The sequence below is a fragment of the Microvirga yunnanensis genome (assembly GCF_025460875.1).
This window is the reverse complement of the sequence record NZ_JAMXFI010000123.1, coordinates 1-24,289: the sequence shown is the minus strand read 5'-3', so window position 1 is coordinate 24,289 and position 24,289 is coordinate 1. Positions and strand designations below refer to the sequence as shown.

24 protein-coding genes and 3 tRNA genes are annotated in these 24,289 nt (G+C 66.7%); 13 read left to right on the top strand and 14 right to left on the bottom strand.

Translation table 11 applies throughout. The annotated features are described in order from the left end of the window. Positions 1–116: 116 nt before the first annotated feature. A complete protein-coding gene (locus NF876_RS35540; RefSeq protein ID WP_262272781.1) occupies positions 117–1,148 on the bottom strand; it encodes a radical SAM protein in 1,032 nt (343 codons plus the stop codon). Between the two features lie 264 nt (positions 1,149–1,412). On the opposite strand from NF876_RS35540, the gene yidD reads away from it, so the two are divergent. After that, positions 1,413–1,745: a membrane protein insertion efficiency factor YidD gene (yidD, locus tag NF876_RS35535; protein ID WP_262272782.1), complete on the top strand. Its 333-nt coding sequence runs from the start codon at positions 1,413–1,415 to the stop codon at positions 1,743–1,745. A gap of 76 nt (positions 1,746–1,821) precedes the next feature. After that, a complete protein-coding gene (gene thrS / locus NF876_RS35530) occupies positions 1,822–3,867 on the top strand; it encodes a threonine--tRNA ligase (RefSeq protein WP_262272780.1) in 2,046 nt (681 codons plus the stop codon). Between the two features lie 373 nt (positions 3,868–4,240). Here the strand turns inward: thrS and NF876_RS35525 are convergent, their stop codons facing one another. From NF876_RS35525 to NF876_RS35515, 3 genes are all read right to left on the bottom strand, one after another. Next, on the bottom strand, positions 4,241–5,611 hold the full coding sequence (locus NF876_RS35525) for a CBS domain-containing protein (protein ID WP_262272779.1): 1,371 nt from the start codon (positions 5,609–5,611) through the stop codon (positions 4,241–4,243). A gap of 239 nt (positions 5,612–5,850) precedes the next feature. After that, positions 5,851–6,681, bottom strand: a complete 831-nt coding sequence (locus NF876_RS35520; protein ID WP_373696771.1) for an RgsD C-terminal domain-containing protein — start codon at positions 6,679–6,681, stop codon at positions 5,851–5,853. Between the two features lie 68 nt (positions 6,682–6,749). Further along, positions 6,750–9,182 (bottom strand): putative glycosyltransferase family protein, encoded by a 2,433-nt coding sequence (locus NF876_RS35515; protein WP_262272777.1) that lies wholly within the window; start codon positions 9,180–9,182, stop codon positions 6,750–6,752. Between the two features lie 304 nt (positions 9,183–9,486). Between NF876_RS35515 and NF876_RS35510 the strand changes: the two genes are divergently transcribed. Together NF876_RS35510 and NF876_RS35505 are read left to right on the top strand one after the other, a co-directional pair. After that, positions 9,487–10,050: a nitroreductase family protein gene (locus NF876_RS35510; RefSeq protein ID WP_262272776.1), complete on the top strand. Its 564-nt coding sequence runs from the start codon at positions 9,487–9,489 to the stop codon at positions 10,048–10,050. Between the two features lie 60 nt (positions 10,051–10,110). Beyond that, entirely contained in the window at positions 10,111–10,719 is a 609-nt protein-coding gene (locus NF876_RS35505) for a flavin reductase family protein (RefSeq protein ID WP_262272775.1), read from the top strand. Positions 10,720–10,722: 3 nt separating this feature from the next. Here the strand turns inward: NF876_RS35505 and gcvA are convergent, their stop codons facing one another. After that, positions 10,723–11,643: a transcriptional regulator GcvA gene (gcvA, locus tag NF876_RS35500; RefSeq protein WP_262272774.1), complete on the bottom strand. Its 921-nt coding sequence runs from the start codon at positions 11,641–11,643 to the stop codon at positions 10,723–10,725. Positions 11,644–11,829: 186 nt separating this feature from the next. Between gcvA and NF876_RS35495 the strand changes: the two genes are divergently transcribed. Both NF876_RS35495 and NF876_RS35490 read left to right on the top strand, forming a co-directional pair. Then, positions 11,830–12,162, top strand: a complete 333-nt coding sequence (locus NF876_RS35495) for a rhodanese-like domain-containing protein (RefSeq protein WP_262272773.1) — start codon at positions 11,830–11,832, stop codon at positions 12,160–12,162. Between the two features lie 30 nt (positions 12,163–12,192). Continuing rightward, positions 12,193–13,095 carry a DMT family transporter gene (locus tag NF876_RS35490; protein ID WP_262272772.1) on the top strand — a complete coding sequence of 301 codons (903 nt, stop codon included), beginning with the start codon at positions 12,193–12,195 and terminating at the stop codon, positions 13,093–13,095. Between the two features lie 11 nt (positions 13,096–13,106). Here NF876_RS35490 and NF876_RS35485 read toward each other — a convergent pair whose 3' ends face one another. Genes NF876_RS35485 through NF876_RS35475 form a run of 3 tightly spaced genes read right to left on the bottom strand, consistent with a single transcriptional unit; the run spans position 13,107 to position 15,286 of the window. Next, complete coding sequence (locus NF876_RS35485) at positions 13,107–13,979, bottom strand: HpcH/HpaI aldolase/citrate lyase family protein (RefSeq protein ID WP_262272771.1); 873 nt, start codon at positions 13,977–13,979, stop codon at positions 13,107–13,109. Next, on the bottom strand, positions 13,979–14,458 hold the full coding sequence (locus tag NF876_RS35480) for a MaoC family dehydratase (RefSeq protein WP_262272770.1): 480 nt from the start codon (positions 14,456–14,458) through the stop codon (positions 13,979–13,981). The genes NF876_RS35485 and NF876_RS35480 overlap by 1 nt, the downstream gene beginning before the upstream one ends. A gap of 54 nt (positions 14,459–14,512) precedes the next feature. Further along, the gene (locus NF876_RS35475; RefSeq protein ID WP_262272769.1) at positions 14,513–15,286 is read right to left on the bottom strand and encodes an NAD kinase; all 774 of its coding nucleotides are present in this window, start codon (positions 15,284–15,286) and stop codon (positions 14,513–14,515) included. Between the two features lie 49 nt (positions 15,287–15,335). Here NF876_RS35475 and cutA point away from each other — a divergent pair, with 49 nt between their 5' ends. After that, positions 15,336–15,653, top strand: a complete 318-nt coding sequence (gene cutA, locus NF876_RS35470) for a divalent-cation tolerance protein CutA (protein ID WP_262272768.1) — start codon at positions 15,336–15,338, stop codon at positions 15,651–15,653. Positions 15,654–15,661: 8 nt separating this feature from the next. On the opposite strand, the gene NF876_RS35465 is transcribed toward cutA, so the two are convergent. Together NF876_RS35465 and NF876_RS35460 are read right to left on the bottom strand one after the other, a co-directional pair. After that, complete coding sequence (locus NF876_RS35465) at positions 15,662–16,642, bottom strand: MBL fold metallo-hydrolase (protein WP_262272767.1); 981 nt, start codon at positions 16,640–16,642, stop codon at positions 15,662–15,664. Between the two features lie 72 nt (positions 16,643–16,714). Continuing rightward, positions 16,715–17,533, bottom strand: a complete 819-nt coding sequence (locus NF876_RS35460) for a TrmH family RNA methyltransferase (protein WP_262272766.1) — start codon at positions 17,531–17,533, stop codon at positions 16,715–16,717. Positions 17,534–17,726: 193 nt separating this feature from the next. On the opposite strand from NF876_RS35460, the gene NF876_RS35455 reads away from it, so the two are divergent. Both NF876_RS35455 and NF876_RS35450 read left to right on the top strand, forming a co-directional pair. Continuing rightward, positions 17,727–17,900, top strand: coding sequence for a hypothetical protein (locus tag NF876_RS35455; RefSeq protein WP_262272765.1), 174 nt, complete (start codon positions 17,727–17,729; stop codon positions 17,898–17,900). Positions 17,901–18,447: 547 nt separating this feature from the next. After that, the gene (locus NF876_RS35450) at positions 18,448–18,741 is read left to right on the top strand and encodes a hypothetical protein (RefSeq protein ID WP_262272764.1); all 294 of its coding nucleotides are present in this window, start codon (positions 18,448–18,450) and stop codon (positions 18,739–18,741) included. Between the two features lie 144 nt (positions 18,742–18,885). Here the strand turns inward: NF876_RS35450 and NF876_RS35445 are convergent, their stop codons facing one another. Continuing rightward, positions 18,886–19,674, bottom strand: a complete 789-nt coding sequence (locus NF876_RS35445; RefSeq protein WP_262272763.1) for a calcium-binding protein — start codon at positions 19,672–19,674, stop codon at positions 18,886–18,888. 487 nt (positions 19,675–20,161) lie between these two features. Further along, positions 20,162–20,236 (bottom strand) — tRNA-Thr (locus NF876_RS35440). A gap of 140 nt (positions 20,237–20,376) precedes the next feature. Between NF876_RS35440 and NF876_RS35435 the strand changes: the two genes are divergently transcribed. After that, a complete protein-coding gene (locus tag NF876_RS35435) occupies positions 20,377–20,709 on the top strand; it encodes a hypothetical protein (RefSeq protein ID WP_262272762.1) in 333 nt (110 codons plus the stop codon). Positions 20,710–20,784: 75 nt separating this feature from the next. On the opposite strand, the gene NF876_RS35430 is transcribed toward NF876_RS35435, so the two are convergent. Both NF876_RS35430 and NF876_RS35425 read right to left on the bottom strand, forming a co-directional pair. Further along, a complete protein-coding gene (locus NF876_RS35430) occupies positions 20,785–22,503 on the bottom strand; it encodes an MFS transporter (RefSeq protein WP_262272761.1) in 1,719 nt (572 codons plus the stop codon). Between the two features lie 237 nt (positions 22,504–22,740). Further along, a complete protein-coding gene (locus NF876_RS35425) occupies positions 22,741–23,565 on the bottom strand; it encodes a TrmH family RNA methyltransferase (RefSeq protein ID WP_262272760.1) in 825 nt (274 codons plus the stop codon). A gap of 190 nt (positions 23,566–23,755) precedes the next feature. Here NF876_RS35425 and NF876_RS35420 point away from each other — a divergent pair. The 3 genes from NF876_RS35420 to NF876_RS35410 form a co-directional block, all read left to right on the top strand. After that, positions 23,756–23,840 (top strand) — tRNA-Tyr (locus NF876_RS35420). Between the two features lie 17 nt (positions 23,841–23,857). Next, positions 23,858–23,931, top strand: a tRNA-Gly gene (locus NF876_RS35415). A gap of 231 nt (positions 23,932–24,162) precedes the next feature. Continuing rightward, the coding region (locus NF876_RS35410) for a GTP-binding protein (protein ID WP_244627385.1) at positions 24,163–24,289 on the top strand (127 nt) is incomplete at its 3' end.

The following is a 24,289-nucleotide window of genomic DNA, read 5'->3' as shown; positions in this document are numbered from 1 at the left end:
AAGTGGACCCACTTTTGGGATCGATCCGATGCTCACTTCCTGAAGCGGCGCATCGTTCGGAGCGGACCCAGCGGGCCGCGCAAGCGAAAACCGGGTCCACTTTTCCGCACGATGCGCTAGGCGGGCACCGCCGTCGCCGGGCCGCGCCGCGCGATTCGGGCCCGGTCGTCCGCGGAGCCGTAGCGCCGGTCCAGGGTCCGGGTCGTGTCGGCCCAGTCGGCCATGGTCCTGACCTTGTCCATCTGCTCGGCCACGAAGGGGTCGGCGCGCCAGGCCTGCGCCCGCGGCCAGAGGACGTCCAGCGGCTCGTGAAGGACGTTGCCGATCTTCGCCTTGTAGATCGGGAAGGCCCGCAGCCCGCCATCGGGCTCGATCTGCAGAATGTCGAGGTCGACGAGGCTCGATCCGGGACGGGGCAGGAAATAGCGAACGTCCGTCACCGTGATGCGGGGACCGCCGTCGTGGCGGGCAGCGAAGCGCCGACCGACATCGATCATGCCGACCAGCTCGTCGATGGTGAGGAGCCCGCTCGTCTCGAAGGCCCGCTCGGCCGCCAGGCCGGACGGGATGACGGCGCCGAAGCGGATGAAGTCGAGCCTCGGAAAGCGCTCGACGGCCGCATCGACGAAGCGCTCCAGATCCGCCTCCGCGGCGCCCGGGCGGGTCAGGGTGTAGTCGATCCCCAGCGTGTAGCATGCCTGGCCGGCGGCCCTGCGTTCATCCTTGACCCGGTGCAGGATGTCCAGCGCTCTCATGCCGCGCTCGAAGGCGCCGGCGCGCCCGCGCACGGCATCGTGGATGGCCGCGTCGGCGCCGTCGACGCTCACGGCCACGCCCGAGACCGCATCGGCCAGCGCGGCGGCGGACCTCTCCTTCATCGACCAGCCGGTCGTGAACAAGGTCACCTCGATGCCGGCATCATGGAGGCGTTTCATGGCCTCGACCGCCCAGGGGACGGACATGGGTTCGCCACCGCTGAACATCACGTTCTCGGCCTGCGCGCCGAGCATCACGTCGACGACCTGCATGGCCGCGGCCCGGTCCAGCGTGCGGGCCGGCCGGCGGCCGGACTCCGAATAGCAATGCCCGCACCTGAGAGGGCAGTTATAGGTAATGTCCCAGATGAATTTCCTGATTTTGACAGTCATTATTTGCGCTCCGAAGGATGCCCGGCGGCTCAAATGGAAGGAAGGGCAACGAAATGAAGTATCTTTCACACGTTATATAGATGCTACTGCGCGGTGGTTGAGTCTTCGCCTGGCGGCATGATATAACGATCAAATCCTAGGTTGTACTCATGCGAGAATGCCGTAGAGTCACCGGTATGAAGGTGTGTAACACAGTTACGTAAAATGATGTCGGGCCGAGGAACGGGCGTGGGAATCAGGGCTTTTGAGACAGCGGCGAAGCGCTTGCCCCGCCGGGCCGCCCACGTGGCGATCCGGGGTTATCAGCTGACGCTCTCCGGCCTGATCGGCCGCCAGTGCCGTCACCTGCCGTCCTGCTCCGACTATACCGACGAGGCGATCCAGCGGCACGGCTTCTGGCCGGGCGGCTGGATGGGGCTCGCCCGCATCTGCCGCTGCGGCCCCTTCGGCACCCACGGGATCGACCTGGTGCCTGAAACATTGCCCGACGGCGCGGCCTGGTATAAGCCCTGGGCCTATGGTCGCTGGCGGGGCGTCAACGCGCCTCGAGCCGCCTCGGCGATCACCTGCGATTCAGTCGAACCTGACGGCGGCTGAGCTCGCTCCCTCTCAACGCCCCGTCGGCCCCCGCTTACCTGCTCCGTTGGCAGGAGTGAGCCAGGAGAACCATCCGATGATTACCCTGACATTCCCCGATGGCGCCCAGCGCCAGTATGAATCCGGCGTCACCGGCCGGGAGATCGTGGAAGGCATCGCCAAGTCGCTCGCCAAGCGCACCGTCGCCATGGCGCTCGACGGCACGGTCGCCGATCTCGCCGATCCGATCACCCGGGACGCCAAGATCGAGTTTCTGAACCGCGAGGACCCGCGCGCGCTGGAGCTGATCCGGCACGATGCCGCGCACGTGCTCGCCGAGGCCGTGCAGGAGCTGTTCCCCGGCACGCAGGTCACCATCGGGCCGGTGATCGAGAACGGCTTCTACTACGACTTCGCCCGCAACGAGCCCTTCACGCCCGAGGACTTCCCGGCCATCGAGGCGAAGATGCGCGAGATCATCGCGCGCGACAAACCCTTCACCAAGGAGGTCTGGAGCCGCGGCAAGGCCCGGCAGGTCTTCAGGGACAAGGGCGAGACCTACAAGATCGAGCTCATCGACGCGATCCCGGAAGGCCAGGATCTCAAGATCTACGCCCAGGGCGACTGGTTCGACCTGTGCCGCGGCCCGCACATGACCTCGACGGGCAAGATCGGCAACGCCTTCAAGCTCATGAAGGTGGCGGGCGCCTATTGGCGCGGCGACTCGAACAACGCCATGCTGACCCGCATCTACGCGACCGCCTGGGCGAACCAGGAGGATCTCGACGCCTATATCCGCCAGCTCGAGGAGGCCGAGAAGCGCGACCACCGGCGGCTGGGCCGCGAGATGGACCTGTTCCATTTCCAGGAGGAGGGGCCGGGCGTCGTGTTCTGGCACCCGAAGGGCTGGACGGTGTTCCAGGAGCTGATCTCCTACATGCGCCGCCGCCTGAAGGGGACGTACAAGGAGGTCAACGCGCCGCAGATCCTGGACAAGTCCCTGTGGGAGACCTCGGGCCACTGGGGCTGGTACTCGGACAACATGTTCGCCGTGAAATCGGCCTCGGCCTTCCTGCGGCCGAACGATCCGGAGGCGGATCAGCGCGTCTTCGCGTTGAAGCCCATGAACTGCCCGGGCCATGTCCAGATCTTCAAGCACGGCCTGAAATCGTACCGGGACCTGCCGGTGCGGCTGGCCGAGTTCGGCGCGGTTCACCGCTACGAGGCGTCCGGCGCCCTGCACGGGCTGATGCGCGTGCGCGGCTTCACCCAGGACGACGCCCATATCTTCTGCACCGAGGAGCAGCTCGAGGCGGAATGCCTCAAGATCAACGACCTCATGCTGTCCGTCTATCGGGACTTCGGCTTCGAGGAAGTGGTGGTGAAGCTGGCCACACGGCCCGAGAAGCGCGTCGGCACCGACGCCATGTGGGATCATGCGGAGGGAATCCTGCGGCGCGTCCTCGACCGGATGGCGAAGGAGTCCGGCGGTCGGATCAAGACCGGCGTGAACGAGGGCGAGGGAACGTTCTACGGCCCGAAGTTCGAGTACACCCTGAGGGATGCCATCGGGCGTGACTGGCAGTGCGGAACCACGCAGGTGGATTTCAACCTGCCTGAGCGGTTCGGCGCCTTCTACATCGCTCCCGACGGCGAGAAGAAGCAGCCCGTGATGGTGCACCGGGCGATCTGCGGCTCCCTCGAACGGTTCCTCGGGATCCTGATCGAAAGCTATGCGGGCCACTTCCCGCTCTGGCTCGCGCCCGTGCAGGCGGTGGTCGCCACCATCACGTCCGAGGGCGACGAATACGCCATGGAGGTGGTGCGCGCCGCCGAGGCCGCAGGCCTTCGGGTGGAGGCGGACCTGCGCAACGAGAAGATCAACTACAAGGTCCGCGAGCACTCGCTCGTGAAGGTGCCGGTGCTTCTCGTGGTCGGCCGCAAGGAGGCGGCGGAGCGCACGGTCTCGATCCGCCGCCTGGGGAGCCCGAACCAGCAGACCCTGACCCTCGACGAGGCCCTGAAGGTTCTCGCCGCCGAGGCCGTCACGCCGGACCGCAGACAGGCGGCCGAAGCCGTCACCGAGCCGGAAGGACACGTGACCCTCGACGGGCATCACGTGGTCGAGCGGACGATCGCTTAAGACTGATCGCCTGCATGACAAAGGCGGCGCTTCCCGCAGGAGGCGCCGCCTTTCTCTTTTCCGGCGATCGACGTCGTCCCAAGGGCCCGTCCCACCATCTCGATCAGGTCAGGTGCAGCGCCTCTCGCATCCGGATCACCGGGACAAGCCCGGTGATAACACCCGCCACGTCATGGCCGGCCTTGTGCCGGCCATCCCTATAAGGTGAGGCGCGGCGCCTTATGGAAGCGGGATCACCGGGACAAGCCCGGTGATGACGTGGAGGGTGGTGTGAGCGGGTGATGATAGCCTCCACACATCATGGCCGGCCGGTCATCACCCGCCTCTCGCCGGCCATCCCGATGCGGAAAAGCGCGACGGTTGCCGCGGCAGATCACGTGGTCTGCCGCTGACGGCCCGTGGTGCGGCCGCCGGGCGCCGTGCCGGCCGTGGTGCCGGCGGTGCCCACGCCCGGGTTGCCCGTGGCCGCGCCCGCGTCGCCGGCTTCCGTTCCGGTGGCATGGGTTCCCTGCCGCTGGCCGACCCGCAGGTTGTTCTGCACGTGGCTGACGCCGGACACGGATTCGGCGAGATCCTCGGCCCGCCGCTTCTCGTTGCGGTCGCGGACGGTGCCCGTCAGGATGACCTCCCGGTTCTGGACCTGAACCTCGATCTCCGAGGCGTCGATCATGGCGTCGTCGGTCAGGCGCTCGCTGATGTCCTCCCGGATGCGATCGTCCGAGCGCTGGTAGCCTTTCGGGCCGCGGCCCTGATGCTCGCCCCGGCGGACCTCGCCGCGGCTCGCGGTTGCGTCGTTGCCGAAGCGGGTGTTGCCCGGACCCATGCCATAATTGCTGTGATCCCGGCGCTCGTTCACCAGGCTCCAGGTGCGCTCGCGATCCTGCATGCGGCGATCGTCCTCGCTGCTGTCGTCGCCGGGGCGGGCGCGCTCGCCCGTGATGGTGGAGGCGCCGAAGCGCTTGGGATGGTAGCCCCGGCCGGCCGAGCCGCGGCCGGCATATTCGTCGCCGTAGCCCTGATAGCCGTCGCCTCCGAAGCCCCCGCGCATGCGGGCGTTGCGCGCATTCTCCTCGCCGGGATAGCCGAAGCTCCCGAAGGCGGCGCGCACGTCGTCCTCCTCGCGGAAGCGGAACGGCTCGCGGCCTGCGTTGCGCGAGCGTTCGTCGCGGCCGCGCCGATCGTCATGGTAGTCGTGCGGGCGATGACGCCAGTCGTCGTCGCTTCTGAGGCGCCGGTCGAGCTCGCGCCGCTCGTCGCCGGTCAGGCGCGCTTCTCCGCCGCCGCGGGTCTGGTCCGCCCGCGACGATGTCGGCGTACCCGAGCGGTCGGGCTCCGACGGCGTGGAGATGCGGTGCAGGGCCCGGGAAGCGTCGCCCTCCCGATCGGTCGCGAGATCGCCCAGCGCCACGATGCCGACGAGATGCTTGTCGCGATCGACCACCGGCAGGCGGCGGATCTGATGGTCGCTCATCAGCTCCACGATGTGGTTGACGTCATCGTCGTCGAAGCACCACCAGACATTGTCCGACATGATGTCCCGCACGCGGGTGGTGTCGGGAGGCAGGCCTGCGGCGGTCGCCCGGACGGTGATGTCCCGGTCCGTCACCATGCCACGCAGCCGTCGTCCGTCGCAGACGGGCAGGACGCCGACATTCATTTCGTCCATGAGGCGCGCCGCTTCCTGGATGGTCCGGTCCGGACTCACCACGCGCACGTTGCGGGTCATGATCTCTGCGATTTTCATGAGCTTCCTCTCCAGCAAGATCACGCCTTGGGAGTTCAGGCTCATGAGCGGCGCGACCGGTGACAAAACATCGGACCCAAAAGTGGATTCCACTTTTGGGATCAATCCGATGCTTCAATTTCAAGCAGCGCATCGTCCGGTGCGGACCCGAAGGGCCACGCAAGTGAAAACCGGATCCACTTTTCCGCACGATGCGTCACCCTCGGTCAATGCCGCCGGGGCGGAAAGGTTCAGCGGGTTCAGGGGGTGGCGATGATCTCGACGTCCCGGTCGAGCCCGCTCTCGATCTTGAACTCGCGGGTATAGACCTTGCCCTCGTGCCGCGCGATCAGCACGTACTCGCCCTCCGCCAGGGTGACGGACGGAAAGGCTCCGATCGCTTCGCGGATCACGTCGCCGCCCGGGGTGAGCACGCTGAAGGCCGTGCCGGCGAACGCCTCGCCGCCGGCCGAACCGACCAGCTTCAGGATCACCGTGGCGGCCCGGTGGTTGAGGGTCGCCTCGGTGACGCGCCCGGATTCCACCTTCAGGTCGCTGCGCATGATGGCATTGGCGTCGCCGTAGGTGGACACCACGTGATACGTGCCCTCGGGCAGGCGGATCATGTCGTTCGCCCTGGCGTCGGCGATCACGAGGCGGCCTTCGGAGTTCTGCGCCTCCGGCACGTAGACCGAGAAGGTGACCCGGTTGGGCGCGATGGGGTTCCCGCTCACCGCGCCCTTGAGCTGGAGCGCCCCCGCATTGATGGCCAGCCGCTCATTGAGGTTGCCCCGCTGCACGCTGATGCGCTTCGAGGCGCTCGCGAAGCCGTACGCCACGTGGATGATGTAGTTGCCGGGCGAGAGGGTGAAGCTCGGGGCCGGGCTCGTGGAGCGGGCGACGATGGTGGGCTGGGACGCGTCGCCGCGATCCTCGAAGATCCGCCAGACGAGGCCCGACCGGATCGGCTCGTTGCTGCCGGCAAAGGTCGCGCCGGCATTCAGGGTGACCTGCCCGACCTGGATCTGGGGCAGGCTCTGGGACATGGACGGCACCGACGGCGACTGAGCCGAAACGGAGCCGGCCGCCATAAGGCCGAGCAGGCCGAGAATCCAAAAGGGCTGTTTCACGAACAGGTTCATCGATCGAAAAAGGGCTTTCATTCGAGCGGCGAGGCGATCGCCGTCCGGATCGGCGCCTCGTCGCTTTTGACCAAATCGGCCGCCGCGGCAACCAGATTCTCGAGCGACATCGGCCGGAAGTGGAACTCGACCCGGTGCCGGCCGGGACCGATCTCGACGCCCCGGAACAGGAGATTGGCCCGCAGGACCGGCCGGCGCTCGCCGTCGACCCAGGCCTCCCAGCCCGGATAATGGATGTCGTGCAGCACCAGGATGCCGTTCTCGCTGCTCTCCACATCGAGCGTGACCGAGTTGCGCTGGTAGCTGACGATGCGCGCCTCTCCCTTGGCCCTGTCGCGGGCCGCACCCGCCGGTGCGTAGTATCCTTTGACCAGGGACATGCTGTCGTCGTCGATGAGCGCTTCGGTCTCGCGGTTGAACTCCGGCAGCTCCTCCTGGCCCAGCACGGCTTCCGAATCCACGGGCGTCACATGCTGTGCCACGTAGGCGCGCGGCACGGAGGTGTTGAGCCGATAGATCCACATCCGGCCGGTTCCATACACGACCTCCGCCCCGGTCAGGCGCGGGAAGTGGCGCGGCAGCTTCTCCACTGGCCGGTCGAGCACGATGTAGTCGAGCCCGAGCAGGCTCGCGAGCTGGCACTTGTAGCCGCGGAAGCTCGTCGGGAACCGGCGCAGGTTGGGGTCCTCCGCGTTCTCGCCGGGGCCGATGGCCCGCTCGTAATCGGCCAGCCGCAGCGGGTTGTACCCGATGATGTCCTCGATTCCGAGAACCATGGAGGCGTTCTGCCAGGCCCCCTTCAGGCCGAGAATCTCGACGCGGGGGTATTCACCCTGCGCATGGCGATCGGCGAGCTCCCGCTTGAGGATCTGCAGGCCCTGCAACTGCTCGGGCGGCAGCTTCGTGAACACCGTGTAGCGCTCGGCCGGCTCCGCGTTCAGGGCCGAGGCCGCATGGCGGGCGATGAGCTCCGCGCCGGTCAGGGTCACCAGCACGAGAGCCATGGCGCCGCGGGCAGCCGCGGACCCGCTGGCCCGGGTGATCGCGGCAACGGCCAAGGCCGCCACGGCGAGGCTCGCGGCGATCTCGGCCACCGCCGGGGAGACATGGCCTCCCTTGATGGCGAAGGCCAGGGCGCTCGCGATGGCCGCGACGAGGAGGCCTAGGGCCAGGAGCGGCAGGACGGCCCAGAGCCGTCCGAGCGACGCCCGGTTCCAGCGCGGGAGACCGTCCGTGGCATAGCGGTGGACGAGGTAGCCGGCCGCGAAGGCCAGGGCGATGTTGATGAGGAAGGTGGCGTCCGCGGGCCTGCGGTAGAGGTTCACCCCCGGCATGTGATCGAAGATGACCTCGAAGCCCGGCGTATAGCGCCCGAGGGCATAGAGCAGGGCTGCGAGGCCGACGATCAGGAAGAAGCGGAATTCGCGCGCGAACAGGCGCCCGCCCGCGATCCCGTGCCACAGGAGGAGGAGCGCCGGGATCGTGCCGACGAACAGGTAATTGGTGGCCCGGTCGGTCCAGGTGCCCTCGGACAGGCTGTGCCAGTCCGGTCCCCAGTAGTCGTAGGTCCAGCGCAGGGACCCGAAGACATTGCCGAACAGGATCGTCGCCAGGCTTTCGGGGGGCAGGGACCCCATGGCCGCGACCCCGAAGCCGAAGGACGGACGCGTCGACGTGGCGAGGAACTGCATCGTCAGCACGACCGGCACGGCGAGGAGCGCGCCGCCGACCAGGCCCATGAGGACGAGGAGCCCCAGCCGGGACCGGAGATAGGCGAGGGAATGCGGCGCGGCCCAGATCCGCTGCGCGGCCAGGCCGATGAGGGTGAGCGCGCAGAGGAAGGCGACCTGATCCCGGCCGATGACCATCATGGCGGCGCTCAAGGCGAACAGGAGGCCATAGACGTAGGAGCGGCGGTCGAGGGCTTCCTCCAGCAGCCAGAAGGAGAGGGGGAAGAAGCCGTAGCTGAAGATCATGCCCGTGTGCTGGAGCCGGGCCGTCGCGGAGCCGCCGAGCATGAACACGAGAGCCGCCGCCACGGCGCCCGCCGGGTGCCATCCCCGCCGGCGGAACAGGGGCACGAAGGCCAGGGCGCCGGGGAGGAAATGGGCGAACACGACCCCGTCGAAGAGCTCCATGGACGGTTCGGGGACGAGCCATCCGAACAGCAGCATGGTGGGCGTGAAGAGGAGGGACTGGGGATCGGCCGCTGACGGATGCCCGCCGAAATGGTAGGGGTTCCACAGGGGTAATTCCCCATGGGCAAGGGCGCTGCCGAGATAGCGCAGGGTCGGGTAGAACTGGTTCTTGGAATCCCACGGGACGACCGTTCCCGTCAGGGGCCAGATGGCGGCCGCCACGGCCCAGGCGGCCAGGATGAGCGCCAAGGCGATCAGAGCCTGGCGCTGGGTCCAGGCTGTCGGAGAAGGAGGACTGTCCAGTCCGGTCATCGATGTTTGCATTGCACTCAGGCGGCGCTGCGCCAACTCACCTTCTGCCATGGGACCCACCCTCGGCCTGCCTGATGCATGCCGCCGGCTCCGTCACGGGCTGAAACCTGCTTGGCGTCTGACCGCACTCCCCCTATACATCCGCTGCTGTTTCTTTTGTGCAGCGGCGTGTCGTTCGGACGCCCGCGCCTCCTCAAGCGCAGCAAGACGGCGACACGATGGCAAGCCGGGGCCTGCCGGGTCCGCAGCCTTCGAGGGCGTCCATCTTCATTGTTCCACATTATCGAAGCCGGATGAAGATCCCATGAATGAGTGCCTCTCCCGACTCCTGCAGCGCCGCTCCGTGCCCCCGCGCTGGCTGGGCGGGCCGGGTCCGGACGACCGGGAGGTGGAGACCCTCCTGACGGTCGCCTCCCGGGTGCCGGACCACGGCAAGCTGGTTCCCTGGCGGTTCATCCTGATCCAGGGCGAGGCCAGGGCACGGCTCGGGGAGATCCTGGCGGCGGCCTTCCAGGCGGACAACCCGGACGCCGGCGCCGAGCAGATCGCCGTCGAGCGGGAACGCTTCACGCAGGCGCCCCTCGTCGTCGCGGTGGTGTCCCGCGTGGCGCCGCATGTGAAGATCCCCGACTGGGAGCAGGTTCTCTCGGCCGGTGCGGTCTGCATGAACCTTCTCACCGGGGCGACCGCCCTCGGCTACGGCGCCTCCTGGCTCACCGGCTGGGCCGCCTTCGACCGGCGGGTCCTGGACGCCCTCGGCCTGACGCCCGACGAGCGGATCGCCGGTTTCGTCCATATCGGGACCGCCAAGGAAACCCCGCCCGATCGCGAGAGGCCCGAACTCTCCGCCGTCGTCACGCGGTTCTGATCAACGCTCGTTCGTCGCCCTGCGGCGGACCGGTGACCACTTCGCCGGGAATTGCTCCACATGTTCTACGAAACCTCGACCAACGCCCACGGCCTTCCGCACGACCCGTTCAAGGCCATTGTGACGCCCCGTCCCATCGGCTGGATCACTGCCATGAGCGCGAACGGGGAGGTCAATCTGTCGCCCTATTCGTTCTTCAACGCCGTGTCCGAGCGGCCGCCCATGGTGGCGTTCTCCTCGGCGGGCAAGAAGGACGCGCTCACCTTCATCGAGGAGACCGGCGAGTTCGTCTGCAACCTGGCGACCTACGACCTGCGCGAGCAGATGAACCTGACCTCCGCGGTCCTGCCGCGCGGCGAGAACGAGATGGACCATGCCGGGCTGCAAGCCGCGCCCTCCCGGCTGGTGAAGCCGCCCCGGGTGGCCGACGCCCTGGCGGCTCTCGAGTGCCGATGGCTCCAGACGGTGCCGCTCAACCCGCTCGGGGGCGGCGATCCGTCCTATTACCTCGTCATCGGCCAGGTGGTGGGCATCCACATCGACGACCGCTACATCGTGAACGGCCTCGTCGACACCGCCGCCATGCGCCCCATCGCCCGCTCGGGCTACAGGGACTACTTCGTGGCGACGCCCGAGACCAAGTTCTCGATCACCCGTCCGGGCGGGTGACGTTCAGGCCGGCGGGACAAAGGCTGCGCCGGAGCGCACGGACTGTCCGGCTTCCCGCCTGGCCCAGGCCGTGAAGGCCTTGATCCGCGCGTCGGCGGCTGATTCCTTGGGCGTGACGATGTAGTAGGATGCGCTCACCTGGACGCCGATCCCGAAAGGATTGACGAGACGCCAGGCCCGAAGGTCGTCCTCCACGAGGGCGCGCCGCGTCAGCCCGACCCCGTCGCCCCGGATGGCAGCCTCGATCACCAGGAGCGAGTGCGCCATCGTGACCCCTCCATTCGCCGCGACGGACGTCGCCCCGGCGCGCTCGAGCCACCGGAGCCAGTCGTGCCGCTCGTTATGGAGCAGCCTGTGATGCACGAGATCGTCCGGGGTCTGGAGCGGATGGTCTCCTTCGAACAGAGCCGGGCTGCAGATCGCGATGACCTCCTCGCCCATCAGCAGGGTCGAGACGCAGCGCGGGTAGCGGCCGGTACCGTATCGGATCGCCAGGTCCACATCCCCGCGCCAGAAGTCGACGAGCTCATCCGACGTCCGGATCCTGACGCCGATCTCCGGGTGCGCGTCCTGAAAGCGCGACAGGCGCGGAATCAGCCACTTGATGGCAAAGGAATCCATGGTGCTGATGACGAGTGGGGCGGCCCGGTCCCGCTCCTGGGCGTCCTGGGTGGCAGCCGCCATCTCGTCGAAGGACCTGTGCAGCACGCCGGCGTAGCGCGCGCCGGCGGCGGTCAGCTCGACCCGGCGGGTCGACCGGTGAAAGAGCGGACGGCCGATGAAGATCTCGAGCTCCCGGATCTGGCGGCTGACCGCGCTATGGGTGACGTTCAGCTCGTCTGCGGCCCGGCTGAAGCTCATGAGGCGAGCGGCCGCCTCGAAGGCGCGCAGGGCCGTCAGGGACGGGAGTTTGCGCGCCTTCATCGTGGGGCGTTTCCAGGCGGCGCCTTGTAAGACATTGCAGTTTCTACCGTTTCGCGCGCGTGAGCAGGTCTCATTTGTGATATTGAGTAACATATTACGCCCGTTTTGTCGTTTGTCATCAGGCGGGCGCTGATCTTCCCTGAAGGCCGACGTGGCGTGGGCCCGTCACAACCAGAGGACCAGAACATGACGAACCCCATTTCCCGCACCGAGCTTCTCCGCAGGCTGCTGAGCAAGGACCGGCCGATCCTGGTCGAGGCCCTGCCCGAGAAGTACTTCAGCCACTCCCATCTTCCCGGCGCCATCAACATGCCGCACGACCAGGTGGATCAGCTGGCGGCCTCCGCTCTCCCGCGGAAGGACGCGACCGTGGTGGTCTATTGCGCCAGTGCCACCTGCCAGAACTCGCACATCGCGGCCCAGCGCCTCTCCGAGCTGGGCTATCGGGACGTGCAGGTCTACGTCGAAGGCAAGAAGGACTGGATCGATTCCGGCCTGCCCACCGACGGCAAGCACTGATCCGATTTCGCCTTCGGATTGAGGCCGGCCATGCCAAAGACGACCCTCGTCGCCATCGCGGCCACTGTGATCATGTGGGGGTCGTCTTTTCCCGTCACGCGGACGGCTCTGACGGAGATGAGCCCGATGGAACTCGCCTTCCTCCGCTTCGCGATCGCGTCCGCGGCGGTGGCGCCCATGCTGTTGCGGACCAGACTAAGCTTTTCCGCGCGGGATTGCGCCCTGATCCTGCCTGCTGGAATCCTCGGCGTCGGGGTCTATGCGACGGCGTTGAACTTCGGTCTTTCCCGAATCGGGGCGGGGCCTGCGAGCTTCATCATCGAGTTTGGCACCCCTCTCACGATCCTCGGCTCGGCGCTCGTTTTCGGCGAGCGCCTGGGACGCCTCGCCTGGATCGGCGTGGCGGTTGGATTCACTGGGGTTGCCTGCATTGCGTCCGAGGGGGCGGCGGAGCTTCGCCTGACCGATGTGCGATGGAACGGAGCGGCTCTCGTCGTGCTTCTGGCCGCTGCATCGCACGCCGCTTCCTTCATCCTCCAGAAGCCGGTTCTCGCGCGGCATGAACCGACGAAGGTGGCCGCGCTGATGATGCTTTCGGGAAGTCTTGCTCTCGGGCTGGTGTCCGGGTTCCCGTTTCACAGGCTGGCGGGGCTTTCACCGCAAGGATGGGCCTGCCTCCTCTATCTGGGGCTGATGCCCGGCGCGCTCGCGAACGCCCTGTGGGCCCATGCTCTCTCGCGGTTGCCCGCCGGGCGCGCCGCGGTGGCGCTTTATGCGGTTCCGCTCGTGTCGCAGGCGCTCGCCGTCACATGGCTCGGGGAGCCCGTGCGATCCGTCGAGGTGCTCGGCTCGGGGCTGATCCTTCTGAGCCTGGCCCTCGTGACCTTCCGGCCATCGCGCCCGTCCCGGACCAAGGTGCGGCTGGCCGCGTAGCGCAGCCCGCGTCAGAGCCGGCCGGCGCGCTTCAGGAGACGCTCGGCCCGCAGGAGATGCGGGCGGTCGAGCATCTCGCCGTCCACCCCGACGACGCCGGCCCCCGGATGGGCCCGGAAGGCATCGATCACCGCCTGTGCCCGCGCGATCGCTTCGGGCGCAGGCGTGAAGGCCTGGTTGATCACGGGAACTTGCGCCGGATGGATCGCCATCTTGGCGACGAAACCGTCGCGCCGGGCCGTCCGGCACTCGGCCTCGAGACCGGCCGTGTCGCGGAAGTTGGTGAAGACGGAATCGATCGCGTCGACCCCTGCGGCGGCGGCGCCCAGGAGGGTGAGGGAGCGCGCGAGCCGGTACGGATCGGTATAGGCGCCGTCCTCCGTCCGGTTCGTCTCGGCGCCGACATCGGCCGACAGGTCCTCGCCGCCCCAGGTCAGGCCCGTCAGGCGGTGGCTCGAGCCCGCGAAGGTACCGAGCGCGAAGACGCCGGCGGCCGTCTCCGTGCCGATGGCCAGGATGCGGGTCGCGCCGTCCTCCAGGCCGAACTCCGCCTCGCGCACCGCCAGCTTGGCGCCGAGATGCGCCACGTCGGCTCCGCCGACCGTCTTGGGCAGAACGATGCCGTCGGGAGCGGAGCGCATCACGCCGTCGAGATCCGCATCGATGAGGCCGGTGGTCAGGCCGTTGACGCGGACGAACAGGCGGGGGCGGTCTCCGCCCCGTCCCCGCTCGCCGAGAAACGCGGCGGTGATGCGGCGGGCCTCCTCCTTGGCATCAAGGGCAACCGAATCCTCCAGGTCGATGAGGAGCACGTCGGCCCCGGAGCCCATGCCTTTCTCGAGCTTCTTCAGGCTGTCGCCCGGCACGAAGAGCAGGGAGCGCATCAGGCGCTCCTCTTGCGCATGAAGGCCTGCCGGCGGCATTGGGCCACCAGCGTGCCGTCCTGCTTGTAGGCGCGGTGGACGAACTCGACGATGCCGGCATCCGGGCGCGACTTGGATTCGCGCTTGGCGACGATCTCGGTCGTCGCGCTGATCGTGTCGCCTTCGAAGACCGGGGCGGGGAACGTCACGTCGGTCATGCCGAGATTGGCGATGGTGGTGCCCACCGTGGTGTCGTTGACCGAGATGCCGATCAGGAGACCCAGGGTGAACAGGGAGTTCATGAGCGGCTTGCCCCATTCCGTCTCGGTGGCGCAGAAATGCGCATCGATGTGGAGCGGCTGCGGGTTCAGGGTCATGTTGGAGAACAGCATGTTGTCCATCTGCGTCACCGTCCGGGTCAGCCGGTGCCGGATGGTGGTGCCGACGGAAAAATCCTCGAAATAGAGGCCGCCCCTCGGGTGTCTGGTCTCATCGTTCATGACGGTGTCCTCATCGTTTTGAACGGCATGTTGAAACCCATGCCTTGACGGTCATCAATAGCCGAACTGTTCCCGCAGGATCCGCTCGTCCAGGCTGTGGCCGGGATCGTGCAGCATCACGAGATCGACGCTGCGATCCATGGAGACATGGACGTGGGAGACATTGCGGAACTCCGTATGGTCGGCCACCGCGCTGACCGGACGGTTCTCGGATTCCAGAACCTCGATCTGGATCTTGGCGTGGTCCGGCAGAAGGGCGCCGCGCCAGCGGCGGGGCCGGAAGGCGGAGATCGGGGTCAGGGCCAGCAGGGGCGCATTGAGCGGCAGGATCGTCCCGCCGACCGAAAGATTGTAGGCGGTCGAGCCGGCCGGCGTCGACACCAGGATGCCGTCGGCGATGAGTTCGGGGATGCGCACGTGGGAATCGACGCTCACGCGCAGCTTCCCCGCCTGATAGGTCTGCCGCAGCATCGAGACTTCGTTGATGGCGCGGGCCGTGTGGGCCACCCCGTGCACGTCCCAGGCCACCATCAGGAGGGGATGCACCACGCTGCGCTCGGCCTCGTCCAGGCGCTCGAACAGGTCTTCCTCCCGATAGTCGTTCATCAGGAAGCCGACCGTGCCCTTGTTCATGCCGTAGATGGGCTTTCCCGTGCCCATGAAGCGGTGCAGGCTCTGGAGCATCAGGCCGTCGCCGCCGAGCGCCACGATGGCGTCGGCCTCTTCGGGCAACACGTTGGCGTAGCGGGCCTGCAGGGTCTTCAGGGCGCTCTGGGCGTCGGGCGCGGCGCTGGCGACGAATGCGATGCTGTTGAAACGGCGGGCCATGCCCAGTTACCCTCGTGGCGTCCGGTCGGATGCGGAGGACAGGCATAGCATGGATCGCCCACTTCTCGTCTATACGACCTTTCCCGATATGGACACCGCCCTGCGGATCGGCGAGGGCCTCGTCCGGGACCGGCTGATCGCCTGCATCAACGTTCTGCCGGGCATGCGGTCCGTCTACGCGTGGAGGGGCCGCGTCGAACAGGGTCAGGAGGCGGCGGCCATCCTGAAGACCCGCCGGGGCCTTCAGGATGAGGTGCATCGGGCTCTCAAGGAGAGGCACCCCTACGAGACGCCCGTCGTGCTCTTCATCGAGCCGGCCGGCGCGGATGCAGCCACCCTGGAGTGGCTGATCGGCGAGACGTCCTGACGCGGACCTTAAACGGCCGGGCTCCACTGCACCGGCACGAAGCGGAACCCGTTGCCCTCCTTGGCGATGTGACCGGTCGCCGGGAAAGGCGCATGATAGAACGCCACCTGCGCCCGCTCCGCGGCGGCGAGGTCCAGCATCTTCCGGCGGGTGGCCCGGGCCTGATCCGCATCCATGTCGAAGATGGCCGACCAGTCCGGGTTGCGCACGAACAGCGCCGGATGGTTCGCGGTGTCCGACAGGATCAGCAGGCGGCCCGATCCCGACGAGAGCATGAAGGCCGTGTGGCCGGGCGTGTGTCCCGGAGCCGCGATGCTGGTCAGGCCGGGCACGACCTCCTTGTCCATGTCGTACTGCTTCACGTCCTTGGCGATGGGGCCGAACACCCGGCGCGCGCCCTGGAAGCCTCCTCGGGCATTCTCGGGAGCCTGGTTCATGCGGGCATCGTCCATCCAGAAGGCCCATTCGGCGGCCGGCACCATGACCTCCGCGTTCGGGAACACGGCCGTGCCGTCCTTGCGGCGAAGGCCGTTGATGTGGTCGCCGTGAAAATGGCTGATGACCACGGTGTTGACCTGCGCCGGGTCGAAGCCGGCCGCACGGAAGTTCTCCATCCAGCGCCCCGTCGTGGGAGCGCCCATGTCTCCGTTGCCGGTATCGATCACGGTCAGCCGGTCGCCGTTCCTGACGACGAGGCCGTTGAAGGTGTTCTGGATCGTGTCCTGGGGCAGGAACGCCTCGCGGGCGGCCTGCTGGACGGCCGGGAGTTCCGCGTTGCGGATGAAGCCCTCGAGGGGACGCGGCGCGGACCCGTCGTTGACGGCCGTCACCTCGATGTCGCCGACCTTGTAGCGGTAGAAGCCGGGCGCCTGGCGGCTGCCGGATCCCTGCGCCGGAGCCGGGGCGGGCGCTTGAGCCAAGGCGGGAGCGCCGAGGGGAGCGGCGGCGAGGGCGGTGCTGGCCAGAACGGTGCGGCGTGTGATGGTCATGGGCGTCTCCAGGAATGGGACCAGGAGGCTAGAACGGCCATGCTTGGAAACAAGGCATCAGGTTTTCACAAGTCAGCGAGCACCGTCGCCCTCCCGGCCTGCTCCCGAGAGATGATGCAGGGCGATTCCGCTCGTCGTCGCCACGTTGAGCGAATCGAAGCCGCCGCTCATGGGGATGGATACGGTCCTGGTCCGGGCCAGCAGATCCGGCGGCAGGCCGGGTCCTTCGGCCCCGAGGAGCAGGGCAGTCCGCCGGGAGGGCTGGACATGCGAGAGGATCTCCCGGCCGGACGGCGACAGCGAGACCACGTCGAACGAAGCGTCCTGCAGGGCCTGCACCATGGCGTCCGCGGAAGCTGCCCGCGTGAAGGGAACCGCCAGGGCGGCGCCGACCGACACCCGGATGGCCTTGCGGTAAAGGGGATCGCAGGTCTGCGGGTCGAGCAGGATTGCGGCGGCGCCGAACGCCGCTGCATTCCGGAAGATCCCACCGACATTGTCATGGTTCGCCAGACCGATCAGGCCCACGACGAGCGCAGTCTCGGGCATTTGCGAAAGCAGTTCTCCGACCGGCAGCAGCGGGGCGCGGTGGGCGACGGCCAGGATGCCCCTGTGGATCGGAAAGCCCACGACGGCGTCCATCACGGCCCGGTTCGCCGTATAGACCGGGACATCGGGGGAGAGCCGGCCCAAGGCATCGCCGAGGCTCTCCAGGCGGTTCTCCGCCAGCAGGAGCGATTCGATCCGGAAGCGCGACTGCTTCAGGAGGAGCCTCAGCACCACTTCCCCCTCCGCGATGAAGCGGTGCTGGCGGCCCACGAGATCGCGCTCCCGCACGGCGCGGTAGGCCTCGATGCGGGGATCGTCGGGATCTGTCACGGCAATCGGCATGGGTTCTCGGTCGATGGAAGACGGTTCGGGTTGTCGCGTCTGTCTAATCCCGGAATGCGCCTTTGCCTATGAGGGGCGGTTCGGGAACAACGACTGCGGGAACAACGACTTCGGGAACAACGATTTGGCATTCCTGTTAGCCCCCTGAGACAGCAGGGACTGCCAGGCGCGGTCCTCCGCAGGGAGACGATCGATGGATTGGGATATTGCCGACGGTTGGGTCTGGGCCCTGGTGATCATCGGCGGACCTTTGCTGATCGGCATCTTCATGGCCGTCTTCAGCCGCCGCCGCAGGCTGACGCAAGCCGAGAAGGAGATGGCGGATCAGGCCGCTCACGAGAATTGGGGCAAGGAGCGGGTCCGCTAGAGCATCGGACGGGAAAAGTGGACCCACTTTTGGGATCGGATCCGATGCTCACTTCCTTGAACGGCGCAGCGTTCGGGTCCGCACGATGCGCTAGTCCCCTGCCGGTTCCGGCACAACGGAAGGGGATCGGGAGCGGCGGCCGAGAGCTTGCGGCCTCCGCCGCCGAGGCATTCAGTTGCCTCGCCTCGGGTCCGCCGCGGGAGCGCGGCGTGACACTCCGGCGAGTTCTTTCGAGAGCCGGTTCGTCATCGCGGCGACAACAACCGCAGACGCGACAGCGGCCGAGCCCATCACGTTCAGCAAGAGCACGTCCACAGGTGCCTCCACCACGTCTTCAGACGGTGCAGCCTAGGCGCCGTTGCGGGAAGTCCTGCATGGGCACTCGGACTACCTCGGCGGGCGTTCCCACGGTCGCCGATGGGGTAGGCGCTCCAAGGGCGTTGCTCCCGATGATGTGAAGCCTTCCAGAGCCGAAATCGCACCCGGCTTCGAAACAATCGCGCGGCTCACCCGTCGACAGGAACGTTCAACCATTGAGGATGCGACGATGAAAGCGTTGGCGTTGCCGGTTCTGACGGCGTTGCTCCTGGCGGGCTCACAGGGCGCCGCCCTGGCTCAGTCCGACCCGGCGACGCGGAACTGCATGCAGGGCGAGCAGGAGATCGGAGGCGTCTGCCAGCCCCTCACCAGATCTCCCGGCCGTTCGAGCAGCGGCAGCCCGGATTCCGGGAATCCGGGCAGCACCGGCAGCACCGGGGGCGGCTCGCAGGGCGGTCAGAGTTCAGGGGGATCCGGAGGGCAGGGCGGCGGCGGTTCGTCCGGCGGGAACGGTGGCGGATAGCCGGAATCCCGCCCGGCTCATGGCCCCCAAAGACCATGGTTCAACCGGGGCTGCTCCGGAGGCCTGATCCCCTCCCGTTCAATCCGGCACGTCTCTCCAAGGCCGGAATGGGGAGAGGGCGCCTCGTCGGCGCCCCGGCCGTGGTCAAAGGATGAAATAGCTTTTGGTGATCGACCCGACCTTCTGGAGCGTGAGTTCGAAATCCGCCACGCGGTCGCCGTTCACATCGGCCTCGACATAGGACGTGTAGGAGATGCGACCGTCCTCGTCTTCGCTTTCGAGCACGTCGTAGCGGAGCTGTCCCTTCTCGCCCGAGAACTCGGCGGTGCCGATGAACGTGAAGGTCTGATTGCCTGCGAGGCCGGCTTTGGCGTCGATCTTCGAGAGATCGATCTTGTCGCCTTGGGATCGCGAGAAGTCGGTGATGACGTCGTTGTTGTAGCCTCTGGAATCGGACACCGACTTGAACACGAACCGGTCGGCACCCTTCCCGCCCGACAGCCAATCGGCACCGCCGCCTCCGGTCAACGTGTCGTTGCCGTTGTAGCCGCTCAGCGGATCGTCGAACCTGCCACCGGTGATCTTGTCCTGGCCCGAGAGGGCCGAACGGAGAATTCTGAGATCGTCGGCCGTGGAATAGGTCGAAGCCGCGTCGACGAGCTTCGTGACGGCAATGCTGACATCGGTCAGAGAGGCGACTTTTCGTCCCCCGTCGACTCCGGTGTAGCCGGTCACCGTCCCGCCGGACGGAATGCCATCGGCCGTGTAGGTGAAGCCGTGCCCGTCGAACTTGTCCCAGGACCGCTTCAACGTGCCGTAGACCGCCTTGAACGTCGTCGACGAACGCTCGAAGCTGTCAGCCCCCACCAGGTTGCTCAGATCGAAAAGGTACGGCTGAAACCCGTAGGTTCCAGTCCAGGTGAATGTCGCCATGATTGCCCCCACATCCGCAACGTCGGATCCAGATTGCCACCTGTAATCGGAAAGACCGAAGGCAGCAATAACGCGTCCGGGCAACCATGCCTCGTGCGGCAGGACAAGGTCATTCTGCGAGAAGCCTCGACGCGATCTGCGCGAGACGGGAATAAGCGCGGCTCCTCCACCGTTATCCTAGGCCGTTACGATGGGGCTGACGATGAATGCCGACGACACGAGATCGCTTTGGCTCGCCTTGCTGGCTGCGCTCGGGCTGAGCTTCCTGGCCTTGATGGTCGCCGTCTATCTGAGCGTCGTCATGAACTGAGGCGCTTTCGACCCGATCGTCGGCATGCCGCAACGGCCGGCCGCTCGTCGGCCCGCGGCACGAAGGCGTTTGGCCGGTCGCGAGGTCGTGGGCGGCGCCCGTCAGGCACGCCCGGACGCCCGTCGGCGTGCGCATTTTCCGTGATTGCTGAAGGGGTTGCGACCCGTCGAAGGAATGTGGTGCCGGTGGAGAGGATCGAACTCCCGACCTTCGGTTTACAAAACCGCTGCACTACCGCTGTGCTACACCGGCCGATGTCACGGGTGCTCAGGTAGCAGTCCGGGAGGCAGGACGCAAGTTCCACACAAATGTAAATATTAAGTGTCCTGGCACACCGAAACCAACCCCGAATTCTGGAATTGTCTGGAAAACCTGATGACGGAGTTGGTGTTATGAAGACCTCAGGGGCTTCCGCTCGTAGACGATTTTCGCCGCTCGGCGGCGGTCTGAAAATCCTGGCCGTTCTGGCCGTTTCACTGGGCTTCGGTCTTGCCGCGCAGCGCACGGATGCCGCTCATGCGGGTCAGGGCGTCGGGGCGACGCCCGACCGGCAGATGGTGGCATCGGCCCGGGAGCCCGTGACCCCGGTCGCTGCGAAGGACGTGGAGACCACGTCCTCCATCGAGACGAGATCGCCGGACAACGGAACCTGCGATATTTCCCGCAAGCGCCTTTTCGTCGAGGGCGAGGGCTGGATCGTCCGCCGGGTGACGACCTGCTACTGAGACGGTCCTGCTGTCAGGGCCCAATGAAAAGCCCCGCCGAAAGGCGGGGCTTTCCTTGTCGAACCGTCAGAAGGATCAGCGGCGTGTGCCGACGCCTTCGAAGGTCATGATGTCCCGGTCCTTGGTTTCCGGCACGAACAGGAGGCCGACCACGAAGGTCACCAGGGCGATCACGATCGGGTACCAGAGGCCGTAGTAGATGTCGCCCGTGGCCGCCACCATCGCGAAGGCGGTCGGAGGCAGCAGGCCGCCGAACCAGCCGTTGGCGATGTGGTAGGGCAGGGACATCGCCGTGTAGCGGATGCGGGTGGGGAAGAACTCCACCAGGGCCGCGGCGATCGGGCCGTACACCATCGTGACGTAGATCACGAAGATGGTCAGGATGCCGATGGCCTTGAGCGCCTGTGCGTTGCCGAGGGCGTTGAAGAAGCCGCTGACCTTGAGGATGCTCGGGTCGCCGGCCTTCGGGTAGCCTGCCGCCGCCGCCGCCTCGCTGAAGGCGGTGATGTTGGCCGGCACGGCCGGGGCGATGGGCGCCTCGGTGCCGTTGAACGTCACCTTGACGGGCGAGCCGGCCGCGGCCGGAACGAGCTCGTACTTGATGGCCGCGCGGGCCAGAGCCACGCGAGCCACGTCGCACGGGGCCGTGAAGGTCCGGATGCCCACCGGATCGAACACCGAGCCGCAGGTGGCGGGATCGGCCACGACCTGGACTTTGGCGGTCTCGAGCGCCTGGGCCAGCCGCGGGCTCACGACGTTCGTGAGAGCGCCGAAGAGCGGGAAGTAGGTGATCGCCGCGATCAGGCAGCCGCCGAGAATCACCGGCTTGCGGCCGATCCTGTCGGACAGGGCGCCGAAGATCACGAAGCCGGCCGTCCCGAGGATCAGCGACCAGGCGATCAGCACGTTCGAGGTGAGCAGGTCGACCTTCAGGATGCTCTGGATGAAGAACAGGGCGTAGAACTGACCCGTGTACCACACCACGGCCTGGCCGATGGCGAGGCCGACCAGGGCGATGATCACCATCTTCAGGTTGCTCCACTGGCCGAAGGCTTCCTTCAGCGGGGCTTTCGACTGGGTGCCTTCTTCCTTCATCTTCTTGAAGGCCGGCGATTCGTTCATCTGGAGACGGATCCAGACCGAGATGCCGAGCAGCACGACCGAGAGCAGGAACGGGATGCGCCAGCCGGCGATCGGCCAGCCCTCGCCGGTCTGGAAGCCCTGCTCGCCCATCCAGGTGCGCAGCACGAGGATGACCACGAGGGACAGGAGCAGGCCGACCGTGGCGGTGATCTGGATGAAGCTGGTGTAGAAGCCGCGGCGGCCCACCGGAGCGTGCTCGGCCACATAGACGGCGGCGCCGCCGTATTCGCCGCCGAGCGCCAGCCCCTGGAGCATGCGCAGCGCGATCAGGACCACCGGGGCGACCCAGCCGATCTGGTTGTAGCTGGGAAGCAGGCCCACGAAGAAGGTCGAGCAGCCCATGATCAGGATGGTGACCAGGAAGGTGTATTTCCGGCCGACGAGGTCGCCGATGCGGCCGAACACGATGGCCCCGAACGGACGCACCAGGAAGCCGGCCGCGAAGGCCAGGAGGGCGAAGACGTTACGGGTCGTCACGTCGAAGGCGGAGAAGAACTGCGCGCCGATGATCGTGGCGAGCGAGCCGTAGAGATAGAAGTCGTACCATTCGAAGACGGTACCGAGGGAGGAGGCCAGAATGACCTTCTTTTCCTCCCGCGTCATCGGCCGCGTCGCGGCGGCCGAATGAGGCGTGGTAGCTGCTGTTGCCATAGGGTTCCCTTCCGTTCGTATGCCCGGTGATCCGGGTTCTTGGCCGCAAGCCTGCCGGGCAGGCTCTGGGCCGAGGCCTCGTGACTGCGACGGGCAGTCAAGAATTCCATCGAACGGGAGGCTAACTCCGGCCTTTCTTTCCACAATTCACAATTGGTATTTGCGACTTCCGTCTAAGAAGTCCCCCGGTCGATCAAATCCATGAGCGGCCGCAGATATTTAAGCGAAGGCTCGGCTTTACTTCCGAGCGCCCCTGGAGGCCCCTTTGACCACAGCATAAAGGCAGATGGCGGCGGCGTTGGAGACGTTCAGGCTCTTGATCGCGCCCGGCATGTCGAGCCGGCCGATGACGTCGCAGCATTCCCGCGTCCTCTGACGCAAGCCCTTGCCCTCCGAACCCAGCACGAGCACCACCGGCAGGCTGATCTCGACCTCGTCCAGATTCGCGTCGCCGGAGGAGTCGAGGCCGATTCGCTGGAAACCGCGCTCGCCCAGGGCGGTCAGCGTGTCTCCGAGATTGCGCACGATCATGAAGGGCACGTGCTCGAGACCGCCGGAGGCCGACTTCGCCAGCACGCCCGTGGCGGCCGGGCTGTGCCGGGCCGTGGTGATGATGGCCTCCACGTCGAAGGCGGCGGCCGTGCGGACGATCGCCCCGACATTGTGCGGATCGGTGATCTGGTCGAGGGCCAGGACGACCCGCTTGCCGCTCAGGGTATCGACCGAAGGCGAGGGCAGGGGATCGGCCTCGGCATAGAGGCCCTGATGGACCGCGTCCGGCTCGAGGAGGCGGTTGATCTCGTCCGGCCGGACGATCTCAGGTTCGATCGCCAGCGGCGCCCCCAGCTCCTCGCTCAGCCGCCTGGCGGAGTTCTCGGTGGCCAGGAGGCGTCGAATCGTCCGCTTTCCGTTGCGCAGGGCCTCCACGACCGGATGGAACCCATAGAGGATCGTGGTGTCGATCTCGAAATTCGGTCGTCTCGCCTGGGGATCGCGGCGGCCAGGTTTCCCATGCGGGCGCTGGAATCTCGGCTTGCGGGGCGGGAAAGGGCGGTCGCTCATGCTCTTGGGATCTCGTGTGGTGATGCAGCCGCCATAGCACAGAGCGGGCCGGTTCACGACCCGTCCGATTTCGACGCGCTTTGAGGTTGACACCGGCCATGCAGGTCACCATAAGAGCGCCACGGAGCGCCGGCCACGGCAAGCGCTCTGCAGAACAGCCTCGGCGTTTTGCGTTCGGGTTGGGTCTTAAGGGGGAATGTCCCGAGCGGCAAAGGGGGCGGACTGTAAATCCGCTGGCTATGCCTTCGTAGGTTCGAGTCCTACTTCCCCCACCACCCAATCAGAAGGGCATGCGGGTGTAGCTCAATGGTAGAGCAGCAGCCTTCCAAGCTGAATACGAGGGTTCGATTCCCTTCACCCGCTCCACCTTCCGCGACGCGTCCAGCCCAGCTTGTATTTTTGGCCTCCAGCGCCTTTATACAGGCCGAACCCGCCCGGTGAGGACATGCGTGACGGTTCGCCCCATGGGAGGCCCATGGAGCGGGTTATCAGGCACAAGGTTTTGCAATATCGAAATTGGCTCTTGCACAAAGAGCCTAACCGCAATATCGGACGCCCCTGGGTTTTTTGTTCCTGGCCTATGCAAGGTAGAGATCAATGGCGAAGGAAAAGTTTCAGCGCAATAAGCCGCACTGCAACATTGGGACGATTGGTCACGTGGACCATGGCAAGACGTCCCTGACGGCGGCGATCACGAAGGTTCTGGCGGAGTCGGGCGGGGCGA

Bases quoted from the DNA above. Each gene is read 5' to 3' on its own strand.
- cutA (WP_262272768.1), top strand. From the start codon at position 15,336: ATGGATCGCCCACTTCTCGTCTATACGACCTTTCCCGATATGGACACC.
- NF876_RS35515 (WP_262272777.1), bottom strand. From the start codon at position 9,182: ATGACCGGACTGGACAGTCCTCCTTCTCCGACAGCCTGGACCCAGCGC.
- NF876_RS35455 (WP_262272765.1), top strand. From the start codon at position 17,727: ATGGATTGGGATATTGCCGACGGTTGGGTCTGGGCCCTGGTGATCATC.
- NF876_RS35490 (WP_262272772.1), top strand. From the start codon at position 12,193: ATGCCAAAGACGACCCTCGTCGCCATCGCGGCCACTGTGATCATGTGG.
- thrS (WP_262272780.1), top strand. From the start codon at position 1,822: ATGATTACCCTGACATTCCCCGATGGCGCCCAGCGCCAGTATGAATCC.
- NF876_RS35460 (WP_262272766.1), bottom strand. From the start codon at position 17,533: ATGCCGATTGCCGTGACAGATCCCGACGATCCCCGCATCGAGGCCTAC.
- NF876_RS35450 (WP_262272764.1), top strand. From the start codon at position 18,448: ATGAAAGCGTTGGCGTTGCCGGTTCTGACGGCGTTGCTCCTGGCGGGC.
- gcvA (WP_262272774.1), bottom strand. From the start codon at position 11,643: ATGAAGGCGCGCAAACTCCCGTCCCTGACGGCCCTGCGCGCCTTCGAG.
- NF876_RS35445 (WP_262272763.1), bottom strand. From the start codon at position 19,674: ATGGCGACATTCACCTGGACTGGAACCTACGGGTTTCAGCCGTACCTT.
- NF876_RS35430 (WP_262272761.1), bottom strand. From the start codon at position 22,503: ATGGCAACAGCAGCTACCACGCCTCATTCGGCCGCCGCGACGCGGCCG.
- NF876_RS35480 (WP_262272770.1), bottom strand. From the start codon at position 14,458: ATGAACGATGAGACCAGACACCCGAGGGGCGGCCTCTATTTCGAGGAT.
- NF876_RS35495 (WP_262272773.1), top strand. From the start codon at position 11,830: ATGACGAACCCCATTTCCCGCACCGAGCTTCTCCGCAGGCTGCTGAGC.
- NF876_RS35525 (WP_262272779.1), bottom strand. From the start codon at position 5,611: ATGAAAATCGCAGAGATCATGACCCGCAACGTGCGCGTGGTGAGTCCG.
- NF876_RS35425 (WP_262272760.1), bottom strand. From the start codon at position 23,565: ATGAGCGACCGCCCTTTCCCGCCCCGCAAGCCGAGATTCCAGCGCCCG.
- NF876_RS35520 (WP_373696771.1), bottom strand. From the start codon at position 6,681: ATGGCGGCCGGCTCCGTTTCGGCTCAGTCGCCGTCGGTGCCGTCCATG.
- NF876_RS35435 (WP_262272762.1), top strand. From the start codon at position 20,377: ATGAAGACCTCAGGGGCTTCCGCTCGTAGACGATTTTCGCCGCTCGGC.
- NF876_RS35475 (WP_262272769.1), bottom strand. From the start codon at position 15,286: ATGGCCCGCCGTTTCAACAGCATCGCATTCGTCGCCAGCGCCGCGCCC.
- NF876_RS35485 (WP_262272771.1), bottom strand. From the start codon at position 13,979: ATGCGCTCCCTGCTCTTCGTGCCGGGCGACAGCCTGAAGAAGCTCGAG.
- NF876_RS35510 (WP_262272776.1), top strand. From the start codon at position 9,487: ATGAATGAGTGCCTCTCCCGACTCCTGCAGCGCCGCTCCGTGCCCCCG.
- NF876_RS35465 (WP_262272767.1), bottom strand. From the start codon at position 16,642: ATGACCATCACACGCCGCACCGTTCTGGCCAGCACCGCCCTCGCCGCC.
- NF876_RS35540 (WP_262272781.1), bottom strand. From the start codon at position 1,148: ATGACTGTCAAAATCAGGAAATTCATCTGGGACATTACCTATAACTGC.
- NF876_RS35505 (WP_262272775.1), top strand. From the start codon at position 10,111: ATGTTCTACGAAACCTCGACCAACGCCCACGGCCTTCCGCACGACCCG.